This is a genomic window from Desulfovibrio legallii, from assembly GCF_900102485.1.
In the GTDB taxonomy this organism is placed as follows: Bacteria; Desulfobacterota; Desulfovibrionia; order Desulfovibrionales; family Desulfovibrionaceae; genus Desulfovibrio; species Desulfovibrio legallii_A.
This window is the reverse complement of record NZ_FNBX01000004.1, coordinates 161,191-185,636: the sequence shown is the minus strand read 5'-3', so window position 1 is coordinate 185,636 and position 24,446 is coordinate 161,191. Positions and strand designations below refer to the sequence as shown.

Sequence of the window (24,446 nt, the reverse complement as noted above, 5' to 3'; positions counted from 1 at the left end):
GTGCTTGCGGGCAATCCGGGCAGGAGCCCGTGCGTATTTTGCGCCGCCTGGCCCTTTGCCCGAAACTGCCGCGCGCCGCGCTTTGGCGCTGTAAAAAGCACGCTGCCCTGTACGGAGGCAGCGTGCTTTGTGGTTTTTTCGCCTTGCAGGTCAGAGGGCGGATCAGGCCGCGCGGATGCGGCCGTCCTCCACCAGCAGCACAGCCGCGCCGGGGTCCGTCTTGCGCAGCAGATCCACGGTGTGCGGCTGGCAGGTGAAGTAGAGCAGCTGGTGGGCCGCCTCCGGAGTGCCGCCCGTGAGGTCCACAAAGGCGCGCGCCATGCGTTCCGCCCGGCGCGGGTCAAAGTTGACCAGCACTTCGTCCATGATGACGGGCAGGGGCGCGGCGTGGGCCGCGTGGTTTTTGATGTAGGCCAGCCGCAGGGCCAGATAGGCCTGCTCCCGCGCGCCCCGGCTGAGGGCCTCCGGCCCCACGGCTTCGCCTTCGGCAGGCAGAATGCGCAGGCTGGCGTCCTCCAGCGAAGCGCTGATGCCCCGCCAGCGGCGGTCCGTGACGCGGCTGAAAATCTGGGAAGCCAGGCGGATGACCTCTGGCTGGCGTTCCTCTTCAAACGTGCGCTTGGCTGAAGCCAGGAGCGATCGGGCCAGGGCGGCGCGGCTCCAGCGGGCGGCTAGGCGTTCCATGCTTTCCTTTACGGAGGCTTCCTGCTGGCGCAGGCGGGCCAGCTCGTCCGCGCAGGAGAGGGCTTCCACCCGGCCGGCCAGCTGGTTGGCCTTGGCGGCCAGGGCGTCCTCCCGCTCCTGCAGTGTCGGCAGTTCTTCGTCAATGGCGGCGCAGCGCCGCTCCTGCGTTTCCTGGTCCGCATCGGCAAACCCGGCCAGAAAAGCCTCCAGGGGCGCGCCCTCCGCCGCCAGGCGCAAAGCGTCTTCCAGGTATTGCCGGCGCTGGCGCAGTTGTTCCCGTTCGTCGTGCAGGGCGGCCAGGTGCAGAAAATGCTCCGCGTCCCGCGCGCCAGCCAGGGCCAGCAGGCTCTGCTGGGTCAGGTCCGCCGCCTCCAGTGCGGCTGTGGCTGCGGCTGCGGCGTCCGCCTGTTCGGCCGCGCGGCGTTCCAGTTCGTCGTGCTGGGCCTGGGCTTCGGCGGCACTTTCCGCTGCGGCCAGGGCGGCGTCCAGGCTTTCCAGCCAGCGCGGCGTGCCGTCGGCGTCGCGTTCCGGCTCCCGGTGCAGATCCGTAAGCAGGCTTGCCAGCGGCTCGCGCAGGGCGGCCAGTTCCGTCCGGCTCTGGGCCAGTGCCGCCTGGGCGCGCTCCAGCTCGGCGGCGGCGGCCAGGCAGGTCTCCATGGAGGCAAAGGCCTGACGGACGGTTTCCGGGTTAAGGCTCGCGTCCAGGCCCAGGCCTTCCAGGCTGGCGCTCCAGATTCCCTGTGCGGCGGCAAGGCGTTCCTCGGCCTGCTGCTGGGCGGCGGCGGCCCGGGCCTGCCGGTCCGCGGCGCGGCGGCATTCGCTTTGGGCGTTGTGCAGTGCGGCTTCGGCTTTGATGCGCTGCTCCCTGGCGGCGTCCGCTTCACGGCAGGAATCCAGCACCTGGCGCACGGCGCGGGTAAGGGCCGCGGCGTCCGCCTGTTCCGGCAGCAGCTCGGCTACGGCGGGCACGGCGCGCATCCGGGCCTCCTGCGCGCGCAGGTCCGCATCCAGGCTTTCCAGCTCGGCTTGAGCGGCGGCTGCGCCGCCCAGAGCCAAGCGGGCCGCTTCCACCCGGGCAAAAAAGGCGGCCGCGCCTTCGGGCGCGGGCACGTTGCCCACATGCAAAGCCAGCAGGCATTCGTGCCAGCGGCGGCGCACCTGCTGCACCTGCGCTTCGGCGGCCGCGTGGGCGGTCTGCCGCCGGGCCAGCTCCGCGCGGATCTGGTCCAGGCTCTGGCGCAGCGTTTCCATATCCTTGCGGGCGCGTTCTTCGCGGAAGCAGAGTTCGCGTTCCCGCTCCAGGCGCACTTCTGTGGCCTCCAGGGTGATCAGGTCCATGTGGGGCACGTCCGCAGCGGCGCAGAGCTGCCGGGCCTGCTCTTCCAGCTCGGCCACATGGACGGCGCAGGCGTTGCGGCGGCTTTGCAAGTGGGCAAATTCGTTTTTGCGGCGGCGGCGTTCCGGGCCGTCGTGGGGCGCGCCTACGGTCAGAAACACCACGCCGCAGCACAACAGCAGATAGCTGAACTCCAGCTTAACGGGAACGACAAGCTCCTGCGTCAGCGGCAGGGCGGTCACGCCCAGCCGCCAGGCGGCAAAGAACATGGCGGCCCCGGCCAGGAACAGCAGCGCGCCCAGGACCAGCATGGGCAGGCTTTTTATGCGGCTGCCGGGCGCTTCACTGGTGAGGCGGCCCTCCAGGTCCGCCAGGCGGTCCTGCTCCGTACTGAGGTTGGCGGCAAGGGCGCGCAGCTGGCGCAGGGCTGTGGCCTGATTGTTCAGCACGTCGCGGGCCGGGCCGTTGAGGACGCGTTGCTCCTCGCGCAGGCGTTCCATGCGGTTTTTGGCGTCCGCGGCTTCGCCTTCACTGCGGCGCACGGCCTGCAGCGCCTCTTCGGCCTGGGCGAGCTGGGCCTGCACCTGCGCGGCCAGATCCAGGGCTTCGTCCTGGCGCGTCAGGAGGTCGTCCAGGATGCGCCCGGCTTCCTGGTCGTTTTTTTCGCTTCCGGCAGCACCGCCGAGCCGCAGGGGGGCATAGGCGCGGGAAAAGGTAGTGCGGGCCTCCTGCACGGCGGCCAGGCGCGCGGGACGCTGGCGAGAGGCCTCTTCATGTCGGGCCAGGGCCTGGCGCAGATCGTCGCGGGTCTGGTCGTCCACAAGGGCTGCCGGAGTGGGCAGGGCCTCCAGAGTCTGCGCCGCGGCCGCGGCTTCGCGTTCGGCAGCGGCCGCTTCCTGATTGCACTGGTGCAGGGTGCCTACGGCGGCCTGGTGGGCGGATATGGCGGTGTCCATCTCCTTGGCCTGTTTTTCCAGGCCCTCCCGGGCGAAAAGGGAGCGATCCGTGGCGCGGATGCGCTGGCAGGTCCAGCCTGGGCCCAGGCGGGCGAGCTCGCGCTGCAGATTTTCTTCGGTCCGGCGGCAGGCGGCTTCCTGTGCGGTCAGCGCGCCTTCGGCCCGCCGGAAGCCGCTTTTGCGCTCTGTAAGCCTGCGCAGGGCGGGCAGGGCTTCCAGCAGGGGCGGGTCCAGGGTTACGGCGTTTCGCCGTTCCCGCAGCAGGCGCAGTTTTTCCTCTTCGGCGGCCAGGTTGCGCCGGCAGCTTTCGCCGGCTTCCTGGGCGCGGGCCAGGCGGGCCCGGCCGTCTTCAGGAAAGGCCGCGCCTTCCGGTTCCAGGCGCTCCAGCTGCACGCCGGCCATGCGCCATTCGTTCCACTGCAGCCAGACGTGCAGGCGGCGCTCCAGCAGGCGGCGCTCGGCCTCCAGGGCGGTGCGGCGGTGGCGGGTCTGGCGCAGGTCTTCCCGGCAGGCGGCCAGCTCGGCGGCCAGGGCGTCGTAACCCGCACTTTCCTGTTCCAGCTCGGCAATTTTTTTGTGCAGATCCGTAAATTCGCGCAGGGCCTTGTTGAGAAGCGGCACGCTGCCCCCGGGCTTGAAAATGGCCGTGGTCTGATTTTCCAGGGCCTTGAGCGCCTCGGCGGGGGAGCGCAGGCCGGGCCCGAAGCTCGCGCCGTAGAGGGCGTTGCGCACGCCCTCGGCCGTGAGGCTTTTGAGGTTTTCCAGCTCCGTAAGGCTGAAGCCGAACACGTTGCGGTAGACCTCCCGATCCACGCCGGCCAGCAGGCGCTGGAGGACAGCGGGGTCCAGGGCGTGGCCCGCTTCGTCCAGCAGGGTGAGGCCGTTCGCGCCGGGGCGTCGGGTCAGGCGCAGCAGGCCGTCCTTCCCGGCGTTGAGGGTGAGGCTGCCGCCCGCCCTGCCGCCCCGCAGGGGGCCGGGGATGGCCTTGCCTTCATTGCTGTGGGGCGCGGGGTAGCCTGTGAGGGCGGTGCGCAGAAATTCCAGGCAGGTGGATTTGCCGGCCTCGTTCTGCCCCAGAAAAACGGTCAGGCCGGGGGAGAGCTTTTCTACCCCCGCATCGGCAAAAATGCCGAAGCCGTCCATATGAAAAGACTGGATATACATCAGCGGACCTCCAGCAGATCCGTGCACAGCCGCCGGGCTTCTTCCAGCAGGGCGCGGCGTTGTGACGCATCCAGAGGCGCAAGCAGTTTGCGCAGCTGGTTGTGGCTGTAGAGGGGGGCCAGGGCCGCGTCCGTCAGGGCGGTCAGGTCGTCTTCCGGCCCGCGCTCCAGCTTTTGCGCCAGGCGCAGGGTTTCGCCCAGCAGGTCTTCACGGGCCAGGGCGGCTTCCATATCCAGCAGGGGGCTGGTATCCGCCTGCACGTCCTTGATCCAGATGCCGGGCGTAGCCGTCTGCAGGCCTTCCAGACGTTCCGTGAGCTCCGCCTGCCGGGTCGGGTCGCGCAGCAGGGAGTCCAGGCCCGTGCGGCCCTGCAGCCGCAGCCGGACGATAAGCGCCTCGCAGCCGGGCTCCGTAGCCTCGGCCGCCGCTTCCAGGGCGGCGATAAGGCGCGCTTCGGCCGCGTCCAGCTGCTCCACGCCGTCCAGATCCGCCTCGGCCACGGCCCACTGCACGGGGCCCAGGCGCACGGGCTCCGCCCGGCAGCGGTAGCCGCCCCCAGGCGCTGGGCTTACGCCCACCCGCAGGCAGCCGCGCGGCCCGGGTTCGTTGATGTGCAGGCCCTGCGTGCTGCCGCTGTAAGCCACAAAGGGGGTCTGGGACAGGATGCGGCGCTCGTGCACATGGCCCAGGGCCCAGGCGTCCAGCCCGGCGGCTTTGAGGTCTTCCAGCGTGCAGGGGGCGTAGCGGTCCGCCTTGGTCTGGCCTTCCAGCGTGCAATGGAGCACGCCCAGCTGAAAGCAGTTCTGCGTCGCATCCCGGTGAAACTGGCGGGCCAGGTTGCGGTTTTCGCGCAGGCGGGCGTGGCTGATGCCGTGCACCAGGGCGATGACGCGGCCGTCCTGTTCCACGGGGCGGCATTCCGCTTCCTGACCGAACACGGTCACGTTGTCCGGCCAGGCGATGGCCGTCAGCCGCGAGGAAAGGGGGTCGTGGTTGCCGTGGGCCAGGAACACGCGCACGCCCGCGGCCTCCAGGCGGCGGCAGCCGTCGCGCAGGGCGAGCTGGGCTTTGATGCTGTGGTTCTCTTCATTATAGATGTCCCCGGCCAGGACAAGAAAGTGGGGTTTTTCCGTTTCGCAGAGGCGGAACAGGCGTTCCATGGCGGTGAATGCGGCGTCGCGCAGGAGGCGGGCCAGGTGTTCGCCCTGGGCCGTTTCGCGGGCGATGCCGAGGAAGGGCGTGTCCAGGTGCAGATCCGCCGCGTGGATGTAGCGTACAACGTCCATAGGCAAGCCTCGGGTTGTGCCGTTTTGGCGGTGGCCGCGGCGCAGGGCGCGGAAAAAAGCCGTCGGCGGGCGTTTGGGCGGCGTGCGCCGGGCGGACACGCATGACGGTTTTGAGCTGCCGGAAGGCCATAATCTAGACTTTTTCAATAGTTCTGACAAGGGGCAAGGGCGGATGCGCGGCCAGCGCCGCGGCCCACGGCGCGCGTGCCGGGCGGAAGTTTTTTAAACATCATAAATTTAAGTTTGTTAGCTGAATATATAGAGGCTGTGCGGGTGAAAAAAGTAAAGAAAAGTCCGGCAGGGGGCTGGTTTTTGTTAGGGAAAATTGATACTATTAAATCCTTAACAATGTTGCCGCCTGGAGGGGGCTTTCAATGCCCTGCTCTGTCAGGCAGATAATGACGCTCTTTCTTGTGAAAAATTTCAGACCATACAGCGCTGGGGGAGCGCCGGGCGTAAGGGCGGCCTGAAGCGGTCTGGTGCAAGCATTGCGTGAGGTCGGCATGGACGCAGTTCAACAAATCCACAGCGTCTGCGGCATGTGCAGCGTGCGCTGCCCCATTACCGTGGAGCAAAGCAACAACGCCGTAAGTATGATTTATGGCAACAGGCAAAGCCCGCTCAAGGGCGCTTTGTGCGCGCGCGGCGTCGCGGGCAAGGCCCTGGAGGAGGATGCGGAACGCCCTCACGGCCCGCTGATTCGCGTTGGGGAGCGCGGCGAGGGCAAGTGGCGCGAGGTTTCCTGGGACGAGGCTCTGGACTATGTGGCTCGCAAAGTGCGCGCCGCGCAGGAACAATACGGCAGGGAAACTGTCCTCTGGTCGGACAGGGAAGGCCCCTTTACCGACCTTTACCGGGCTTTCATGCGTGGGCTGGGCTCGCCCAACGTCTGCACGCACAGCCCCTCCTGCGACCTGAACACCCACCATGCCTGCAAGGCCGTGTTCGGCTACGGGCGGGGCATGATGGTTTACGACTACGCCAACTGCAAGCATCTGGTGCTGCAGACCCGCAATATTTTTGAAGCCATCAACGTGGGCGAGGCGCGCACGGTCATGCGGGCCCTGCGCGGGGGCTGCAAACTTTCCGTCATCGACATCCGGCATACGGTTACGGCTTCCAAGGCCGACAACGTCTTCATCATCCGGCCCGGCAGCGACTACGCCTTCAACCTGGCGGTCATCCACACGCTTATCGCGCAGGAGCTTTACGACAAGGCTTATGTGGCCGCCTACGCCACCGGGTTTGAAGAGCTGCGCGCCTTTGTGACCCCGTATACCCCTGCCTGGGCCGCTGCGGAGTGTGGCGTGGAGGCGCAGGCCATTGAGGATCTTGCGCGTGCTCTGGCGGCGGCGGCCCCGCACGTCATCTGGCACCCCGGCTGGATGACCTCGCGCTACAGCGATTCCTTTCAGGTGAGCCGCACCGCGCTGGTTATTACCGCGCTCTTGGGCGGTTTTGCCACGCCGGGCGGCATTTTGCCCGGCCGCACGCCCAAGGACTGCGGCAAGCCCGACCTTAAAAAATTCACGGACCTCTATCCCGCCCCCCAATGCCCCCGCGCGGACGGCTTAGGGCGGGACAACAAGGCCTTTGATACCGGCAAAGGCATGCTGCACAGGGCCTTTCGGGCCATCAACGCGCCTGAGGGCACGCCGCCCGTAAAAATTTATTTTGCCTGGCGGCACGACCCCTTGCAGGGCTTTCCCGACCCGGACGCCCTGCGCGAGCTTTTTTCCGGCCTGGATCTGCTGGTAAGCGTGAGCTTCTCCTGGTCTGACACCGCCTGGTATGCGGATGTGGTGCTGCCGCTTTCCACTTATCTGGCCAGGGACAGCATCATTGCGGGCAAAAAAGGGCTCAAGCCCCAGTTCTTTGTCCGCCGCCAGGCCGTGCGGCCCAAATTTGACAGCAGGGCCGATTGGGAGATCATCAGCGGTCTGGCCCGGCGGCTGGGCCTGGACGCTCTGGCATTCTCCAGCGTGGAAGACGTCTGGAACTACCAGCTTCAGGGCACGGGCCTGAGCATAACGGATTTTGACGCCAAGGGCTTTGTCTCCTTGACCAGGGATCCCCTGTACGCGGACCTCAAGACCCTGAAGATTCCTACGGCCTCCGGCAAGATTGAGCTTGCCAGCACGGGCTACGGGGCCAAGGCCGGGCTGCCTATGCTGCAGCCCTATACTGCCCCCACACCGCCGCCGCCCGACGCCTTTCGCATTACCTTCGGCCGGGCCGCCGTGCACACCCAGGGGCATACGGTCAACAATCCCCTGCTTTTCGAACAGATGCCGGAAAATACCGCCTGGATCCATACCCAACGCGCCAAAGCCGCCGGGCTTGCCCCCGGCGATCGGGTGCGCGTGCTGGACGCCAAAGGCGTCAGCATGGGCGAGGTGGGCATCAAGGTTACGGACCTGATCCACCCTGAGGCCCTGTTTGTGGTGCACGGTTTTGGGCATAAGCTGTCATGTGAAAGCCGGGCTTTTCACAAGGGCGTTTCCGACAGCCTCTGCCTGCGCGGCGGGCTGACTATGGAGGATGCGGCCGGCGGCGGCCTCTCCTTGCAGGAGCATTTTGTCACGCTGGAAAAAGTTGCGTTTTGAGTTGTTTCGCCACGCTGGAGACAAAGCATGAGCAAAGTCGGCATCACACATATCCATGCGGAATGCATAGGCTGTAAAGCCTGTGAAGTGCAGTGCCGCAGCATCCATGGCGACCAGATCGTCAGCCCGTTTTGTCATATCCGCGAGGTGCAGCGTCAGAAGGCGCGGCCCCACGCGGTGGAGTATTCCTATCTGGCTTGTTTCCATTGCAAAAAGCCCAAATGCGTGCCCGCCTGTCCCACCGGGGCCATGCGCGCGCGTCCTGACGGGCTTGTCTACTTGGAAGCCGCACTCTGCGACGGCTGCAAGGCCTGCGTTGAGGCCTGCCCGTGGCATATCCCCGTTTGGAACCCCCGCAGCGGCAAAGTGGAAAAATGCGACCTGTGCAAGGACCGTATCGACCATGGTCTGGAACCGGCCTGTGTGGCCACCTGCGCCATGGGGTGCCTGCACTTTGCCTCCGCGGACGCTGCCGCACCCCATTAGGGCGTTTCAACTTTGAAATGCCCTGGCGGCGGCGTGGGCAGACGCCCGCTGTGGAGGCGTAAGCGCAATTTATTTGCGCTGTTAAGCGCCGAAACAAGCGCGCCGTAAATGTTGAGAAGGCCTGTTCTCAAAGGTAATCTGCTCTAGGGCGGCGGCTTTGGCCGGGCATGGCCGGCGCTGGGCGGCAAAACGTTTCTTGCTTTGCAATAGCGGCATATGTCCTACATATGCCCCATCATTATGAAGACCAAAGCGTCGGCGTCAGCCCGTCGTCGCCGCGCGCAACGGCAGCAAGCGCGGCGGAAGGGACGGGCGGGAACGGCGGCGCAGGCGCGCAAAGGGACCGGTGCCGTGTGGCCCGACGCCCGCGCCGAATCACGCTAACTCGAGGAGGTCGTTTTTTATGAACCGCAAAAAAGTCGTCCTGGGCATTACCACCCTGTTTCTGCTTCTTATGGCAGGGCAGGCTTTTGCCGCGGGCGGGGACGGCATCAGCGCCGCCATCGCCAAACAACTGGCCGTTGCGCCCGAAAGCGTGCAGGTCAATGCAGCGCCCGGATACCTGGGCATTCCCGGCGGCCCGCATGTAGGCACGCTGCTGGCCTTCGGCTGGGCCCTGTGGGTGGGCTGGATTTTCTCCACCGTGGGGGCCTTTGGCGGCGTTATGGCCGCCGTGGGGCACATGAGCGTTTACGGCCTGGGCGCTTACGCCAAGTCCTTCCCCAAAATCATGAATGCCGACGGCAAACTGATGAACGCGCCGCTCAACTCCACGATCACGGATTCCGTGCGCGCCTCCAACCAGATGCTGGTGGGGCTTTCCTCCGTCATCAGCACCTTTACCTACTACCGCATGAAGCGCCTGGTGCTGCCCCTGGGCATTGCCCTGGGCCTCGGCTCCATCCTCGGCGCGTTTGGTTCCGCCACCCTCACGGCCGGCAAGCTGAACTTCTCGTCCTACCAGGGCTATTTCGGCATTTTTGTGCTGATGCTTGGCCTGTACCTTACCTGGGAAACTTCCCCCGCCGGTCAGCGCTCCAAAAGCAAGGCCAAGGAAGCGGCCAAGGCCTTTGAAGCCGCAGTCAAAAGCAAGAAAACCGACGGCGGCGCGGCCCCCACGGGCGTGCAGATCCTCAAATTCACGCCTACCATCTGCCAGTTTACTTTCTGCGGCGTGGAATTTTCGTTCAACCCGCTGCTGCCCTTCCTGGGCGGCCTGGTCATCGCCAGCATCGCGGCCTTCCTCGGCGTGGGCGGCGGCTTCCTGCTGGTGCCCTTCATCACCAGCGTGACCCAGCTGCCCATGTATCTGGCCGCCGGCACCTCAGCCCTGGCCGTGCTCGTGAGCATGATCACCGGCATCACCACCCTGATGCTCCACGGCGTTATGGTGGACTGGCAGCTGGTGGGCATTGAGCTGGCCGGCGTGGCCGTGGGCTCCATTGTGGGCCCCTACACCTCCCGCTTTTTCTCTGATCTCTGGCTGAAGCGCATCTTCATCCTGTTGGCCCTTTATGTGGGCGTTGACTATGTGCTGCGCGGCTTCTTCAACTACCGGATCTTCGGCTAGCAACGACTGTCGCGCCGCGGCGCGCAACAAGGGGACGGCGGGCAAACGGCATGGCCTTGCCCGCCGCCCCGGTTTTGCATCCCGGAATCTCCAATGAAAGCATTGCTTATCTGGCTTGACGGTTTTTTTGTCCTTCCCTACCGCCTGGTGGCGGAGCCCGTGGCCGCCTACCTGCTGGGCACAGCTACGCTGGCCCTGCTGGCTGCCGTGGCTGGCGTCTGCACCCTTAACCTCGCCCTGCGCATGCACGGAAAACGTCTGGAAAAATACCAGAACGCCATGCAGCACTACAACCAACTGGGTGAAACCGCTCTGCAAGGCGGCAGCAAAGAAACCTTCAAGGCCGTCAACCGGCAAGGGCACGAAGCCTTCGGCTACTATTTTTCCCTCAGCGGCGCGCTCTTCGTGGCCTCACTCTGGCCTGTGCCTCTCACTCTGGCCTGGATGCAGCTGCGCTTCGGTGAGGTCAGCCCCGTCCTCCCGTTCTCCCTGCCCCTTTTCGGCAACAAGCCGGGCATGGTGTTCTGGTTCCTTATCCTCTACATCCCCTTGCGCATGCTTTCCACCCGCATCTGGCGACGCCTGCGCCCCGGTCGCCCCGCGCCGCAACTGCACGCGCCGCAAGCCTGAAGAACGGGGACCGCCTTAGAGCAGATTAACTTTGAGAACAGGCATTCTCAAAGTTTAAGGCACGCTCATTTCGGCGCTTAACAGCGCAAATAAATTGCGCTTACGCCTCTGCAGCGGGCGTCTGCTCGCGCAGCCGCCAGGGCATTTCAACGTTGAAATGCTCTAAATTTGGCGCAAGGATAAAGAAAAAGGCCGTTCAGGTGTTACCCTAAACGGCCATTTTCATTTGCTTTTTAAAGCTGGTCGGGATGAAAGGATTTGAACCTTCGACCCCTTGAACCCCATTCAAGTGCGCTCCCAGACTGCGCTACATCCCGACGCAGAAAGAGTACTTACGCGGCAACCGGCCGAGTGTCAAGAAAATTTCAGAAAAAAAGCAAAATCCTTCGTGCGGTGTCTGTCCCTTCTGGTCGTGCGGCCCTGGCCCAGGCTGACTTGTCGCTCCGGTTTCGCAGCGCCGCCTGCCAGCGCATCTTCGGCTTTGCAGCTTCAGCCTGTCCGCCTTGGCCGTTCGGCCGGTTTTGCGGCTCCGGCCGGCCCTTCGGCCGTTCAGACCAATTGCGCCGCGCATTCCGTCAGCTCTTGGCTTACCGCGTGCCCCATCAGAGCAGATTTCCGCTGAGAACATGCCTTCTCAAAGGGTACGGCACGCTCGTTTTGGCGCTCAACAGCGAAATACATTGCGCCTATGTCTCCACCTCCGGCGTATGTCTGCTCACGCAGCCGCCACGGCATTGCAACGTTGCAATACCGGCGTTCTTGTCTCGCCGCGCGACCTGCGGCGCGTCCGGCCCGGCCATTCAGCTCCGGCACAGGGCCAGGCCCACCAGGGGCGGCAGGTAGAGGGTGATGTCCCCCAGCCCCGCATGGGGCAGGAGGCCGCAGGGCCGGGTAAGGTGTTCCGTAGGGCGGGCGCGGGGATCCAGGTTGCCGTGGCCCGCAAAGCGCGGCTCGTCCGAGGAAAGCAGCTCCACATAGCGGCCCGGCGTCACGGCAAAGGTCACGTCGTCCTGAGCCGCAAGTTCATGAAAATTGAAAGCGAAGAGCAGCCCGCCCCGCTCAAAGGCCAGCAGGCGTTTGTCCTCATGGATGTAGCGGAAGAGGGGGCTTGCGCCAAAGTCCTGCAAAAAAGGCCGCACCAGCTCCAGCATCTGGGCTTTGTCCCAGGCGGCTAAGGCAGCGTATTTGAGGTCCTTCCGGTCGGCCAGCCGCCACTGGCGGTGGGCGTGGGCTGCTGCGTCCAGCCATTCCGGGTGGCCGAATTCGTTGCCCATGAAGTTGAGGTAGCCCGCATCGGCCGCAGCCAGGGTAATAAAGCGCATGAGGCGGTAAAAAGCCAGCCCGCGCGAGATCTTCCAATCGTCCGCATCCCGGCTCATGCCGGTGTACATGGCCGGGCCCAGGAGCCGCCAGATCATGGCGTCCTCCCCGTTGATGCATTGGTCGTGGCACTCCACATAGCTGACGGTGCGGTCATAGGGTCGGTGGTTGGTCATCTCGTGCCACAGGCTGCCCATATCGCGCGGGTTTTGCACGCAGTGGGCCCAGTAGTCGGGAATGCCCATGGCAAAGCGGCAGTCAAAGCCCAGGCCGCCTTCTTCCGGCGGGCAGGTCAGCCCAGGCATGCCGGAAAATTCCTCGGCAATGGTGACGGCCCCCGGATATATCTCGTGGGTCAGGGCATTGGCCAGGCAGAGATAGAGCTCGCCGTCCACATCAGCGCGGGGCTGGTTGTCCTTGCCGTAAAAGCAGCGCCCCACATGGGAGAAATCGTCGTCCAGACCATGATCCAGATAGAGGATATTGCCCACGGCGTCGAAGCGGAACCCGTCCACGCGAAATTCTTCCAGCCAGTACCGGCAGTTGGAGAGCAGAAACCGCCGGGCCAGCTCCTGGCTGAAGTCAAAGGCGGGCGTGCCCCACTGGTTGTACTGCGGCTTAAAAAAATAGCGGCTGCCGTCATAGGCGGCGAGGCCTTGTTCCGTATTGGGGCAGGCGTGGCCGTGAGGGATATCCAGCAGCACAGCCAGGCCCAGGCCGTGGGCGGCGTCCACCAGGGCTTTGAACTGGTCCGGCGTACCGCAGCGGGAGGTGGGCGCAAAATAACTGCTGACCTGGTAGCCGAAAGAGCGGTAGAGCGGATGCTCCAGAACCCCCATGAGCTGCACGGCGGTGTAGCCGTCCGCCTTGATGCGGGGCAGCACCTCCTGGATAAAATCCGTATAGTTGCCCACGCTTTCGCCGTGGTGGGCCGTATCTGCCTGGGCCATGCCCACATGGGCTTCATAAATGCGCGGAAAAAGTACGCGCGGCGGGCGGCGGCAACGGAAGCGGTAGGGCTGCTCCGGCCGCCAGATGCGGGCGCACCACTGGGTGGGCGTGATCGCGTCCTGCTCCACCCAGCGGGCAAAGGCCGGCACGCGCTTGAGCGTGCGCCCGGCGGCTCCGGCGTTCTGGGCTGCGGCGTCCTGAGCTACGGAATCCTGGGCTGCGCCTCCGGCTGCCGCGGCCGCACGCGGCTGGATGCGCAGCTCCACATAGCTGCCGTGTTCTAGGGCGGTTTCAGGCAGGATCAGCTCAAAAATATCTCCGGCCCGCCGCTGGAAGCGGCAGCGGGCGTGGCGCTGGAAGCGGCCTTTGTCCGTCACCAGCCAGACGGCCTCGGCCTGGGGCAGGTACTCCCGCCAGCGCCAGATGCGGCCTTCCCCCGGCGTGCGCACCAGGTGCGGGCCCAGGGTGCAGTGCAGGTCGGCATAGGCCCGCAGGGAACCGTAGCGGCTGCGGATGCGCTCCGCCTCGGCGGCAAAGCGGCGGCTGCGGCGTTGCAGAAAAGGCTGGTAAGGCTCCAGCGCAGGGTCGGCAAAGGGATTGCCGGGAAGATCGCCGGGGGGACGGCAGGGGGGTGGTGTCGGCATGGCAACTGCGGGGCAGAGGTTCGCCCGGAAGAGGAGGGCGCAAAAACGGGGCTCTGGCTGCCAACAGACGGATTTTTTGCTTCGGCTTCGGGCCGGAGGCCTGCCGCGGCGGGCTGCAACCGCGGCCTGAAATAAGGGATGGGGAGCGGGCCCCATCCCTTGGGGCATTGGTTACTTGCAGCAGGGTTTCCAGGTTTTGCCGGAGATGTCGGCCAGGCATTCGATCAGAGCCTGCGTGCCTTTGCTGCCCTGGCCCTTGGCCTGCATGATGCGGTACACCTCATCGGCCGCGGCGGTGCCGGGCAGGACGAGCTTCATGCGACGGCATTCCTCAAGGCAGAGGCCCAGGTCTTTGATGAAGTGGTCAATAAAGAAGCCGGGGGCATAGTCGCCCTTGAGGATGCGGTTGCCCAGGTTGTTCATGGCCAGACTGCCGCCGGAGCCCACGGCCACCAGCTCTTTCCACTGGGGCACGTCCAGCCCGGCCTGCTGCGCGAAGAGGAAGGATTCGCAGATGCTGAACATAACGCCGGCAATGGCGATCTGGTTGGCGAGCTTGGCCCGTTGCCCCATGCCCGCGGGGCCGCAGAGCAGGATTTTTTTGCCCATGGCCTCGAAGCAGGGCAGCAGGCGTTCGTAGCCGCCTTTGTCGCCGCCCACAAAGATAGAGAGCGTGCCCTCGCGCGCGCCCACGTCGCCGCCGGTCACCGGGGCGTCCATGCCCAGGCAGCCTTTTTTCAGGGCTTCGGCGGCAATGCGTTCGGCCAGCACGGGGCTGGAGGTGCTCATGTCGCAGACCACGCCGCCCTTGGCCAGGCCGGGCAGCACGCCGGTTTCGCCCAGGATGACCTGCTCCACGTCGCGCGGGTAGCTGACCATGGTAAAGACCACGTCCGAGGCTTCGGCCACGGCGCGCGGGGTATCCGCCCACTGAGCGCCCTTGGCCAGCAGTGGATCGGCCTTGGCCTTGGTGCGGTTGTAGACGGTCAGGGGCAGGCCCAGATCCTGCAAGTGTCCGGCCATATAGAGGCCCATGACCCCGGTGCCGATCCAGCCGATGCGCAATTTTTCTGCCATTTTCAAACTCCTTTGAGACGGGGTGCGCAGACGGGGTACGGCCTTGCCGTCCCCGTCGCGCGGACTAGCTTCAAAGCACTTCACCCTTGAAATGCTCTGACGACTGCGCTGGCAGACGTCGGCCGCAAAGGCGCAAGCGCAGCCAGGCTGCGCGGTTGCACGCTGCGGCGAACGCCCCGCCTGCCTTGGCGAACGCGCATCTGCAAAGGCAGGATGCTTTCCAAGCCGGGCGTGCGCCCAGGGGGCGGCCTGTTACTGAAAGCGTCGTTCCAGCAATTCTTTTTGCATGGCCTCACGCGGCAAGGGCTTGTTCTGGCGGAACAGGTCCACATGGCGGCGGAATAATCCGAGGTTTCGCCGCATGTTCTGATTGAAGGGATCCTCGCCGACAAAATCCTTTTCCAGGGATTGGCGGGCGGCGGCCAGCACGTCCGGCGCAAGCCGCGCCGTCTCTTCAACTTTGCTGCGGTAAAAGGTCAGCGATTTGTCAAAGCTGGTATCCAGCATGACCAGCCCTCTACGGGCAGTATCCAATATCCTGCGCAGCTTTTCAAGTGCCGCGCCCTTGCCGGAGGCCGCCTCGCGCTGCATGCTCCGGATCTGGGATTGCAGGCTGCTGCGGCGGCTGTCGTAATTGCGGATGGTTTCGATCATGTAGACGCCGGTGCGCAGCAGGGAGAGGGCTTCGAGCTGCTTTTGCCGCTCCTGCATGATGTTGTTTTCCTTGATAGTGGCGCGCAGGCGCAGCAGGTTGTCGCGGGAGGCTTTGTCCGGCGCGGCGGCCAGCAGGCGGTCCAGCTCCTCCAGAGGATTGCGGGCGGCTTCGGCGGCGACGGGCTGTTCCCCGGCCTTGTTCCAGGCAGCCCGAAGCTCCGCCGGGCGGTCGCCGCCGGGCGTGTTGATGCCGCTGACCACCGGGCGAAAGCCCAGGTCGCGGGCGTGGGCCGGGCCGTCAGCCAGGAAGAAGGCCGCTTCTTCCCTGCGGCCCGGCAAAATGCCTGCATCGTCAGAAAGATAGGAACCGCCCTTGCGCACAAAGCCCCCCGCGGAGCCGTGCAGCCGCCCGGCCACGGAAAAGCGGAAGACGTCCAGGGCCATTTCCGCCGCATTGCCCGCCGTATCATAGAGGCCCAGGGGATTGGGCTTGCGCGAGCCGATGTTGGCCGTGGCTTCGGCCTGCGGGCCCGCGGCGGCGCGGTACACGGCGTAGTCCGCTTTGCGGGATCCGGCGGGCAGGGCAAAAAAATCTTCGTCCAGCAATTGCTGGGCCCCGGCAGTCTGCCCGCCGCGCGCCGCGTATTCCCACTCGGTTTCCGTGGGCAGGCGCACAAAGCCCACGTTGCGCGCGTCGCCGGCAAAATGGGGCAGGGCCTCCGGGGCGTTCTGCAACAGCCAGGCGGTGTAGCGGCGGGTGAAATCCACGGCGTCGTACCAGCTGATGTCCGTTGCCGGGCGGGCGGCATCGGCGGCGGGCTGCTGGATATTGGGGCAGGCCTGGTCCATGACGGCCCGCCACTGGAGGTTGGAAACCTCATACTTGGCGATGAGATAGAAGAAATGTTCGCCTTTGGGGGCCTGGGCGCGCCAGGCCGGGGGCAGATCCTCCAGGGTCAGCGCGCCGGAAAGGGCGGCGCTGTAGCGGCGGTCGTAAAAGGCGCGGTCCTGGTGAGCGCTGTCGTCCAGGCCTGGGCGCAGGGGCATATCCCAGAGCAGGCCTTTGGCGGGCACGGCCGCAAGTTTGAAGACCATGCTGAGGCCGCAGGGCATGGGCAGCACAATATCCGTGGAGTCCGGCTGCGGATTGCAGGCGGCCGCAGCGCTGACGGCAGTTTTGCGTTCCAGGGCGGCCTGGGCTGCGGCGGGCAGGAGGAAGAGCACGGCCAGGCAGAGCAGAACCCAGACGCGCGGACGCAGATCAGACATCGCGGATGACCTCCGAGGGCTCAATGCGGGCGGCCCGCAGGGCCGGACCCAGGGCGGCGGCCAGGGCCAGCCCGGCCGTCAGAGCGAAAGCCAGCAGCACATGCCGGGGCAACAGGCGGCAGATCTGCTCCATATCTCCAAGGCTGGCGGCAAAAAGGCTGTTGATGGCCGCGGCGGCCGCGGCATAGACGCCCAGAGCCGTAAGCGTGCCCAGAAGGGCGGTAAGCAGAACCTGCACCAGGGGGAAGAGCACCAGCGCGCCGGTGCTGAAGCCCATAAGCCGCAGCAGCCCCAGCAGACGCTCCTTGCGCTTGACCCCGGCCAGGGCGCTGCTGGCCGTGGAAGCCAGAAAGCCCGCGGCGGCGGCCGTGCCGATGAGGGCAAAGACCGCGTTCAGCGCGCGGGAAAGCTCCGTCACCTGCTCAATTTCAGCCGCATGGGTGTAAACTTCCAGCTGCTGCGCGGCGAAAAATTCCCGCAGGCCCATGACGGCCTTGAGCGAGGCGGCGTACAGACGAAAACCGGGGTAGACGCGGGCTTGCGCGGGGCGCGGCTCGCCGGTCCAGCCCCTGGCCGCCCCCAGTTCCGGCACGGCGCGGCCGTCGCGGTAGTCCTCCGCGGCCTCCGCCAGCGCCAGGGGCACAAAGGCCACGTTTTTCTGCTGGGCGGCCAGGGGCAGAACGCCGACCACGCGCAGGGCCACCAGGGCCCGCTGCACCTGCCCCTGGTAGCGGCGCTCCACCGTGCCTGTCAGCGCGTCGCCCTGGCCGCAGCCCAGCTTTTCCGCCGCCGGGGCGGAAAGGGTCACATCCACAGGCGTGGATTCCGGCTGCGCGGGCATGGCGGGTGGGGTCGCGCTGTAGCGGACCAGCAGCGGATCGCCCAGGGCGCTGGGCTCCAGCGAGGCCGTTACGGTTCTGCGGGCCGCGCCCTGGCCGCGGCTCAAATCCATGGTGGCGGCAATGGCGCGGGTGCGGGGCAGGGCAAAGGCCACATCGGGGCGGGCGGCAAAACTTTGAATATCGTGCAGGGTGAAGCGCCCGCTGGCTGCGGGGCTCACTTCCAAGGTGCGGGGGTCGTGCTCCAGGCGCTCTGTGAGGGTCTGCACCACGCCGAATTTGACGCCGTAGAGCACCAGCAGGGGCGTGAGCACGGCGGCCAGGGCCAGCACGGCGCAGGCCGAGAGCAGGCCCTCGCGCAGATAGTCGCGGCAAGCCAGCCAGAGCATGGTGCGGCGGATGCGGAGGGCCATCAGGATCGGGCCTCCTCTTTGGATTCTTCAGGCCGCGGTGCGTCCGGATCCGGATTCTCCGGCCAGCAGATGCGGGCCAGGGTCGCCTCCCCCACGGCGTGCACGCGCACGGGCACGGGCGTGAACCCGGCGGCCGCTGCCGCTGCCGCATCGTGCGTGACCATGATCACGGCGACGTTGAGCTCGCGCGCAAGCTGCGCCAGCAGGCGCAGCACGGCGTTGGCGTGCAGGGGGTCCAGGGCGGCGGTGGGCTCGTCCGCCAGCACTACGGAAGGGCCGTGGGCCAAAGCCGCGGCAATGGCCGCGCGCTGGCGTTCGCCCACGGAGAGCGTGGCAGGACGCTGGCCCAGCAGCCGGGCGATGCCCAACCGGGCCGGCACGTCTTGGAAGGCGTCCGGGGGGTCTTCCAGGCGGGAAGCCGCAAGCCCCAGGGCGCGACGGCGCAGGAGGATGTTTTCCCCGGCGGTGAGAAAAGGCAGCAGCCCGCCGGTTTGCAGTACATAACCCAGGTGGCGCAGGCGCAGCCGGGCCAGGGCGTCCGTGCCGCCGCGCTCCCAGGCGGCCAGCACGTCCGTGACAGCGCCCGGCGCTGGCGCAAAAGCAAAGAGGGCCTGCGTTGTCGCGGGCCCTTGCGGCCCGCCTTCCCTTGCCGGGGGGTCGGGCCGCAGGGCGCAGGCCAGCAGGTCCAGCGCCGTGCTTTTGCCGCAGCCGCTGGGGCCTGTCAGGGCCAGCAGCGCGCCGCGCGGCACGTCAAGCCGGTCTATGTGCAGGCAAAAGCCGGCCGCGCCGGGGCGGGTTTTGATTACCCGCCGGAGCCGGAACACGCAGTCCTCGGCCGAAGCACCGGCTCCGGCTTCAGGGCAGCATGCGCAGGGGCACACGGTAGACCCACTCCCCGGCGTCGGCCTGGCCGAAGCTCTCCCAGTTGGCGCGGTCGCGGTCGTATTCCTCATAGCGGGCCAGACGGGATTTAAGGCGGTTGATGAAGGTTGTCTGCTCGCCCACGCTCATGCGGTACCAGTCCTCCTCGCGCAGGAGCATGACGTCGCTTTTGTAGGGCAGGCCGTCCAGAAACTCTGCCAGCACGCCCAGTTCGGCCAGGGTTTTGCCTTGGGTGGGCAGGTTGGGATCGCGGGCCATGCGGGTGGAGGCGGAAAGCACGCCCTGGAAGAAGTCGCGGGCGTCGGTTTTTTTGGTGCGCTCCGCATTGTCGATGATGGTCTTGAGCTGGCTGCTCAGGTCGCTGAGCTGGTTTTTGGTCAGGAGTACGGCCACTTCCACGCTGGGTGCCTGCTCCTTGCGGGCCAGGCGGGCCAGATCCATATCCGCAATCCAGGAGTTAACCACGCTGGGGGCCTGATTTTCCCGCGCGCGGCCCAGATACTCCAGCTGCATGGCGTAGCCCAGGGTGGCGGCCATGCGGGCGGCCGCGGTTTCGGGCGTTTCGTTCTGCGGTTTTTCGTCCTTGGGGCGGGTCATGATTTTGCCCGCCGCCGTGTTCTGGACCATATCCAGCATGCCGGAGGCCAGGGTTCTGGCCACAGCGGCGAACTGGGCGGCCCCGGCCTGGGGGGTGGGCGCGGCCACGGCCTGATAGTTGGAGCGCTCGCCGGAGAGGCGGCTTAAGGCGCGGTAGCTCTGTTCCGCATAGGCGTGGTTGGCCTTGCCGGAGGGGCTTTTGACGTGCACGGCGGTGATCCAGATGCCTTTTTGCCGGGCCAGGTCGTTGACCTCGCTGGGGCCCATGCGCACCGAGGCATAGGGGTCCGCACTTTTGAGCGGCCCGGCGTCGGAGATGAGCAGGATAAGCCGGGAGGCGTAGGGCCCCCAGTTGAGAGACTGCACGGCCGTTTGCACGCCCGCCAGGGAATCTTCATTGAAGTCGTGGCTGGAGACCGTGGCCTCCCGCACTTTGGCGAGGTTGTCCTCCAGGCCTTTGCGGTCTTTGGCCGTGGCGAAGTCGCTGACCACCCTGGTCGTGTATTCCAGGCCCGGCGTGGCCTTGGTGCTGCTGCGGAAGGCCACCACGGCAAAGCCCACCTTGTCGGCCAGGTTGCTTTTTTCAATGCGGTTGTAGATCTGGCGCACCACATTGAGGCTCTGGTCAATATACGGCTTCATGGAAATGCTGGTGTCCAGCACCAGGGCGATGCCCGTCTTGGGCGGGCCCGCGGGGGCTGCGCCGGTTTTGCCCGCTGTGCCGGGATCAATGGAGGCCACCTGGAGAAATTTGACGCCCGCATACGGATCCTGCATGTCCAGAATAGGCATGAGGTAGAAGCGCTTTTCGGAGACGGCCCCGGCAGCGTCCGCCGGTTCGGCGGCCACAATGGGCAGGTTTTCCGGCAGGGCGGCGTTGCGGGCGCGCAGGTCGGCGGCCTGTTTTTCCAGCCCGGCCAGGCGGTTTTCCATGTCCGGCGCGGCGCAGAGATCGTCCAGAGCCTGCCGGGTGCGGAAAAAGAGCACCGGGTCGCGCCCCGTGCGCGGGGTGAAGAGCAGCGTCAGGGACTGGTTCCAGGCTGTGGTTTTGGCCGCTTCCAGCCAGCCCTGGGGCTGGGTGACGGAAACGCCCACCTGAAGCCAGCCCTCCTGTCGGGCATAGACGTAGAACACGGTGAACGGCGTTACCGCCTTGGTCAGCACGGCGGCATCGGCCTTGGGTTCGGCCAGCAGGGTTGCGCCGGGGTGGCTGACCACTCGCTGGTAGAGGCTTTTTTTACCCTCCTGCAGCAGGGGGGCGGCGGCGGTCGGCGGCGTGGCCGCCAGCAGGGCGGTCGCTGCCAGCAACAGCAGACAACAGGTCCGCCGCACGGAACAGAGAAGAAAATGCATGGCGTTTCCTCGCTTATTTCCAGCCCTGCAGCAGGGCGGCGGCTTCGGCGTCGCCTTTGTCCGCCTGTGCCCGGGCATAGGCGCGCAGGGCTTCCAGAGCCGGGCGGGCCTCGGCCTGGCCTTTTTGCAGGGCGGCTTCATACCAGCGCTTGGCCTGGGTCAGATCCACGGGCAGACTGCCGCGCGGCAGGGAGCTTTGCGGGTCATAAAACTGGGCCACCATATACATGGCCGCGGCATTGCCCTTCTGGGCCGCATCTTCCAGCAGCAGGAAGGCAGCGTCGCTCTGTTCCGGGCTTGCCTGGGCCGTGCGCAGGGGTTTGGCCGCCTCCAGACTTTGCTCCGGCTGGGCCTGGCCGCGCAGCAGCTCTCGGGCCATGCGCAGGGGCGACTGCTGGGGCGGCGTCTGGCCTCCGGCGTTTGGGCCCGCAGCATTCGGTGTTGCGGCGTTTTGCTTTGCGGCGTCCTGCCCCGGCGTCTGGGGGGCAGCGGCCGTTCCGGCCTCTGCGCCGGCGCCGGGGGCTGTCATTGGCGGCGTGGCGGGCGTGCGCAGCACAAACCACCACAGGGCAAAGCCCAGCACTGCCAGGAGCAGCAGGGCCAGAAGCAGCAGGAACGGGCCGCGGCTGCGGGCGGGCGGCTGCGGATCCAGGGCCAGGGGCGGCGCGTCCGGCGCGGTCAGGCCTTCCGTTGCCGGCGCCTCCGGTTCTTCGGCCGGAACCTCCAGGGGCGGCTCTTCCGGCATCTGCGCGGCAACGGCCTCGCCCAGACCGTGCCCGCCGCGCATGGGGGAGTACGCCAGCGGCCCCACCTCCAGCACGCAGGGCGCGGCATTGGCAAGGGTGAGCCGGTAGGCGTCCAGGTCGTCCAGGGCGTCCACCACGCCGGGGCCCACCTGCAGGCGCAGGGTTGCGGCGTCCGGACGATCCCAGCTCTCCGGGCTGAGGCGGGTTTCGTTTTCCTGCCAGCCGCTGGTTGTCAGGCTTTTCTGGTCCGAGGCCCGCCGGAGAAGAAATTCCGGCCCGGCGCTTTCCGGGGCCTCGGCGACGACAATGGTGGCGTAGCCAGGGCCGCGTCTGGCATCGGCAGTGATGGTGGCGCGCATGCTCAATCCTTGAAAGCCTGCAAAATGTCGCGCAGGCGGTTGTTTTGTTCCGGGTTCACGCTCTGCTGGCCGTCAAAATCCACATTGGCCAGGATGTTGGCCACCAAGGCGCGCAGCCAGTCCGTATACCAGAGGCGGTCGTAGGGGGCTTCCTGCTCCCCGATGCGGGGCTCGCCCACGACGTCCGGCGGCGGGTCGAACAGGCTTACGGCTTTGCCGCCCAGCTGGAGGGTGCGCTCGGCGCGGCTTTTGTTGCGGGGGTCAAAGCCCAGCCAGTCCACAAAGGCGTTGATGGCGTCCGCCGCCAGGCTGACCTGCTTCCAGACCTGACGTTCCCTGGCCAGGTTGCCGTAGGCCGTGTTGCGGCGCAGCTCGGCCTCCAGGGTTTCCCGCAGGCGGCAGCGGGCGGCGGCCTGGATGAGCTCATGGCAGAGCTGGTCCACCTCCCGCGCGGGCAGGTCGAACAGGGTGCGGATTTCCGCGCCGCCGCCGAACTGGCGCAGCCGTTCAATCCAATGGTCCAGCACTGTGGCGGCGAATACGCCTGCCGTGTCTCTGGCCGGGGCGGCGTGTTCCTCCTTGGGGGCGGCCGGGGCCGCATCGCCGAAAATATCGCTCAGAATGTCGCTGGCGGCCACGCGGGTGCCCACCACCGGGGCGGGCGGGGCCTCACCCGCAACCGGGCTCTGCCAGGCGTTGCAGCACAGCTCGTAGAGGTCTTCGTCCCGCACCTGGAGGCGGCGCAGAAAAGCGCCGAAGAGCTGTTTTTCCGCCACGCCGGCCAGCAGCACAGCCAGGCTGCGGGCCAGCTGCTCCTTCTGGCGGCGCAGTTCTTCCCGGTCGTCAGGGCGGTAGAAAGGGGCAAGGGCCGTACGCAGCCGGGCGCAGCGTTCCGCAAGGCTTACGGCGATCTGGCGGCGTTTGAGCTCCGGATTGCACAGGGGCCGCAGGCGCTCCCGCAGCAGGGACACGCCGCCGTCGTTGAGGGTCATGGCCGCCTGCCAGACCGCCTCCGGCTGGGCCACATGGCGCTGCACCAGGGGGGACTGGAGGAAGGCGCGGCGGACTTCCTCCACAAAGGCCTGCTGCTCTGGGCGGATGCCGGTTTCCCGCCGTTGGTCGTAGGTGAAGATGGCCTCGCACAGGAAGTTGGGGTTGCGCAGCAGAAAAACGTTGTTGAAAGGCTGCGTGCCGTCCCAGTTCTGCGGCCAGTCGTGCATCTGGCCGAAGAAGTTGACCAGGGAGGACTCCAGGCGCGTGGTCCAGCGGGTTTCCACCGAGGGGGAACCGGCTTTTTTTTCAAACTCCATGTCCATCTTGGTGAGGACGAAGAACAGGGCCGGGGGCTTGCCCGCGCGCATTTCGGGCCGCTCCCCGTGGGTGGAGCAGATCCATTCATAGACGGCCTGGGGCAGGTCCTGCACCTCCTGGGTGCTGGGCCCGATGCAGAGGAGCATGCTGGTGAGCTCTTTTTCCTCCCGGTAGCGTTCAAAAAGATAGGCCACCTTGCCGCGCAGGAAGAGCTCCTTGAGGGTTTCGCGTTTGGTTTCCAGGGCTTCGCGCAGATTGGTGAACTTGTAGCGCGCCCGGTAGCCGGGGAAGTCCAGCAGATCGGTGTAGTCAAAGAAATCGTCTGGCTTTTCGCGCATGTAGATGGTGATTTCTGCCGTGAGGGCCGTGACCACGGCCCGGGGCAGGCGCGCGCTGCGGCCCTCCGCAGTGGCAATGGACAGGGTATCGTCCCCGGCGGGCGCGCCCAGGCCGTGCAGACGGGCCACGTCGATAATGCTGTTTTCACGCGGGATAAGAGCCTCGCGCGGGCAGAAGGCTTCTGCGGGGTTGCCGAGCCCGTGCAGGGCTGCACAGAGCTCCAGATAAACCGCCTGGAACTGCGGCACGTTGTCCCAGATCAGGCCCAGCAGCGCGGCGCGGCCGTCCAGATCCAGCCGGGGGGCAAGCTCCACGGCCCGCGCCCAGTAGCCGTTCTGGAGCAGCTGCACGCGCGGACGGGAGGCGAAATTCTTCTGCACATAGTCCCGGAGCTCTTCCACGTCGTCGTCGCTCAGCCCGCCGGGCAGGGGAGAGGCGGCGGCGCGGGTGGCCAGGGCCTCCAGGCTTGCGCGCAGAGCGTCGGCGTCGGGGGCGTCCTTGTGGTCGCAGTCGGCATAGTAGGTATTGGCCAGCACGCGGGCCACGTCCGTTTCAGAGAGCAGGCGCAGGCGGATGGGATAATCCACGCTGACGCCGGGAGGCGGGGTGGTGGTAAAGCGGGTGACGAGCCCTGTGGATTCCTTGCCGCCTTCCGGGTTTATTTCTTTGATGAAGTCGTGGGCCTCTCCGTGAAAGTCGGCCAGCAGAACGCCTGCGGCGTTGCTGGCCAGAGCGGAGATGAGGTAGGACTTGCCCGATTGGCTGGGGCCAAAGACGCCCACGCACATTTTGCGCAGGGCCGCCTGCTCGCACTTGCCGAAAAAGCGGGCCGCCTGGCGGGTGTCCTTTTGCAGAGCCGCGCGTTCGCCGCCCACCAGGGCGGCGTTATCCGCAAGCCAGGTTCCGGCTTGCCGGGCGGATTCAGCCAGTTGGCGGCAGTGCCGCGCCAGTTCGCTATCCTGCTGTTGCATGTC

General features: G+C 66.4%; 14 protein-coding genes and 1 tRNA gene. 4 read left to right on the top strand and 11 right to left on the bottom strand.

Going from position 1 to position 24,446, the window contains the following annotated elements:
* Positions 1 to 162: 162 nt before the first annotated feature.
* On the bottom strand, positions 163 to 4,140 hold the full coding sequence (locus BLS55_RS04225) for an AAA family ATPase (protein ID WP_092153116.1): 3,978 nt from the start codon (positions 4,138 to 4,140) through the stop codon (positions 163 to 165).
* Positions 4,140 to 5,426 (bottom strand): metallophosphoesterase family protein, encoded by a 1,287-nt coding sequence (locus BLS55_RS04220; protein ID WP_092153115.1) that lies wholly within the window; start codon positions 5,424 to 5,426, stop codon positions 4,140 to 4,142. Before BLS55_RS04220 ends, BLS55_RS04225 begins: the two co-directional genes overlap by 1 nt.
* Before the next feature lie 503 nt (positions 5,427 to 5,929).
* Between BLS55_RS04220 and BLS55_RS04215 the strand changes: the two genes are divergently transcribed.
* From BLS55_RS04215 to BLS55_RS04200, 4 genes are all read left to right on the top strand, one after another.
* The gene (locus BLS55_RS04215; RefSeq protein ID WP_092153114.1) at positions 5,930 to 8,032 is read left to right on the top strand and encodes a molybdopterin-dependent oxidoreductase; all 2,103 of its coding nucleotides are present in this window, start codon (positions 5,930 to 5,932) and stop codon (positions 8,030 to 8,032) included.
* A 27-nt stretch (positions 8,033 to 8,059) separates the two neighbouring features.
* A complete protein-coding gene (locus BLS55_RS04210) occupies positions 8,060 to 8,518 on the top strand; it encodes a 4Fe-4S dicluster domain-containing protein (RefSeq protein ID WP_092153113.1) in 459 nt (152 codons plus the stop codon).
* Positions 8,519 to 8,921: 403 nt separating this feature from the next.
* Positions 8,922 to 10,088 carry a sulfite exporter TauE/SafE family protein gene (locus BLS55_RS04205; RefSeq protein WP_092153112.1) on the top strand — a complete coding sequence of 389 codons (1,167 nt, stop codon included), beginning with the start codon at positions 8,922 to 8,924 and terminating at the stop codon, positions 10,086 to 10,088.
* Positions 10,089 to 10,181: 93 nt separating this feature from the next.
* On the top strand, positions 10,182 to 10,718 hold the full coding sequence (locus BLS55_RS04200; protein ID WP_092153111.1) for a hypothetical protein: 537 nt from the start codon (positions 10,182 to 10,184) through the stop codon (positions 10,716 to 10,718).
* Positions 10,719 to 10,958: 240 nt separating this feature from the next.
* On the opposite strand, the gene BLS55_RS04195 is transcribed toward BLS55_RS04200, so the two are convergent.
* The 9 genes from BLS55_RS04195 to BLS55_RS04155 form a co-directional block, all read right to left on the bottom strand.
* Positions 10,959 to 11,035: transfer RNA gene (locus BLS55_RS04195), tRNA-Pro, on the bottom strand.
* 483 nt (positions 11,036 to 11,518) lie between these two features.
* Positions 11,519 to 13,633: an alpha amylase C-terminal domain-containing protein gene (locus BLS55_RS04190; protein ID WP_092153110.1), complete on the bottom strand. Its 2,115-nt coding sequence runs from the start codon at positions 13,631 to 13,633 to the stop codon at positions 11,519 to 11,521.
* A gap of 171 nt (positions 13,634 to 13,804) precedes the next feature.
* Positions 13,805 to 14,710, bottom strand: a complete 906-nt coding sequence (locus BLS55_RS04185) for an NAD(P)-dependent oxidoreductase (protein ID WP_092153109.1) — start codon at positions 14,708 to 14,710, stop codon at positions 13,805 to 13,807.
* Positions 14,711 to 14,962: 252 nt separating this feature from the next.
* The gene (locus tag BLS55_RS04180) at positions 14,963 to 16,633 is read right to left on the bottom strand and encodes a formylglycine-generating enzyme family protein (RefSeq protein ID WP_092153108.1); all 1,671 of its coding nucleotides are present in this window, start codon (positions 16,631 to 16,633) and stop codon (positions 14,963 to 14,965) included.
* The gene (locus BLS55_RS04175; RefSeq protein ID WP_092153107.1) at positions 16,626 to 17,885 is read right to left on the bottom strand and encodes an FtsX-like permease family protein; all 1,260 of its coding nucleotides are present in this window, start codon (positions 17,883 to 17,885) and stop codon (positions 16,626 to 16,628) included. The genes BLS55_RS04180 and BLS55_RS04175 overlap by 8 nt, the downstream gene beginning before the upstream one ends.
* Positions 17,885 to 18,709 (bottom strand): ABC transporter ATP-binding protein, encoded by an 825-nt coding sequence (locus tag BLS55_RS04170; protein ID WP_257243130.1) that lies wholly within the window; start codon positions 18,707 to 18,709, stop codon positions 17,885 to 17,887. Before BLS55_RS04170 ends, BLS55_RS04175 begins: the two co-directional genes overlap by 1 nt.
* 31 nt (positions 18,710 to 18,740) lie before the next feature.
* Positions 18,741 to 20,717: a vWA domain-containing protein gene (locus tag BLS55_RS04165; protein ID WP_092153105.1), complete on the bottom strand. Its 1,977-nt coding sequence runs from the start codon at positions 20,715 to 20,717 to the stop codon at positions 18,741 to 18,743.
* Positions 20,718 to 20,730: 13 nt separating this feature from the next.
* The gene (locus tag BLS55_RS04160; RefSeq protein WP_092153104.1) at positions 20,731 to 21,822 is read right to left on the bottom strand and encodes an SEL1-like repeat protein; all 1,092 of its coding nucleotides are present in this window, start codon (positions 21,820 to 21,822) and stop codon (positions 20,731 to 20,733) included.
* A 2-nt stretch (positions 21,823 to 21,824) separates the two neighbouring features.
* A complete protein-coding gene (locus BLS55_RS04155; RefSeq protein WP_092153132.1) occupies positions 21,825 to 24,443 on the bottom strand; it encodes a virulence factor SrfC family protein in 2,619 nt (872 codons plus the stop codon).
* Positions 24,444 to 24,446: the final 3 nt, after the last annotated feature.

What these genes read in the sequence shown, in the direction of transcription:
- BLS55_RS04210 (WP_092153113.1), top strand. Translation starts at nt 8,060, where the DNA reads ATGAGCAAAGTCGGCATCACACATATCCATGCGGAATGCATAGGCTGT.
- BLS55_RS04185 (WP_092153109.1), bottom strand. Translation starts at nt 14,710, where the DNA reads ATGGCAGAAAAATTGCGCATCGGCTGGATCGGCACCGGGGTCATGGGC.
- BLS55_RS04180 (WP_092153108.1), bottom strand. Translation starts at nt 16,633, where the DNA reads ATGTCTGATCTGCGTCCGCGCGTCTGGGTTCTGCTCTGCCTGGCCGTG.
- BLS55_RS04220 (WP_092153115.1), bottom strand. Translation starts at nt 5,426, where the DNA reads ATGGACGTTGTACGCTACATCCACGCGGCGGATCTGCACCTGGACACG.
- BLS55_RS04155 (WP_092153132.1), bottom strand. Translation starts at nt 24,443, where the DNA reads ATGCAACAGCAGGATAGCGAACTGGCGCGGCACTGCCGCCAACTGGCT.
- BLS55_RS04160 (WP_092153104.1), bottom strand. Translation starts at nt 21,822, where the DNA reads ATGCGCGCCACCATCACTGCCGATGCCAGACGCGGCCCTGGCTACGCC.
- BLS55_RS04205 (WP_092153112.1), top strand. Translation starts at nt 8,922, where the DNA reads ATGAACCGCAAAAAAGTCGTCCTGGGCATTACCACCCTGTTTCTGCTT.
- BLS55_RS04165 (WP_092153105.1), bottom strand. Translation starts at nt 20,717, where the DNA reads ATGCATTTTCTTCTCTGTTCCGTGCGGCGGACCTGTTGTCTGCTGTTG.
- BLS55_RS04190 (WP_092153110.1), bottom strand. Translation starts at nt 13,633, where the DNA reads ATGCCGACACCACCCCCCTGCCGTCCCCCCGGCGATCTTCCCGGCAAT.
- BLS55_RS04215 (WP_092153114.1), top strand. Translation starts at nt 5,930, where the DNA reads ATGGACGCAGTTCAACAAATCCACAGCGTCTGCGGCATGTGCAGCGTG.
- BLS55_RS04225 (WP_092153116.1), bottom strand. Translation starts at nt 4,140, where the DNA reads ATGTATATCCAGTCTTTTCATATGGACGGCTTCGGCATTTTTGCCGAT.
- BLS55_RS04175 (WP_092153107.1), bottom strand. Translation starts at nt 17,885, where the DNA reads ATGGCCCTCCGCATCCGCCGCACCATGCTCTGGCTGGCTTGCCGCGAC.
- BLS55_RS04200 (WP_092153111.1), top strand. Translation starts at nt 10,182, where the DNA reads ATGAAAGCATTGCTTATCTGGCTTGACGGTTTTTTTGTCCTTCCCTAC.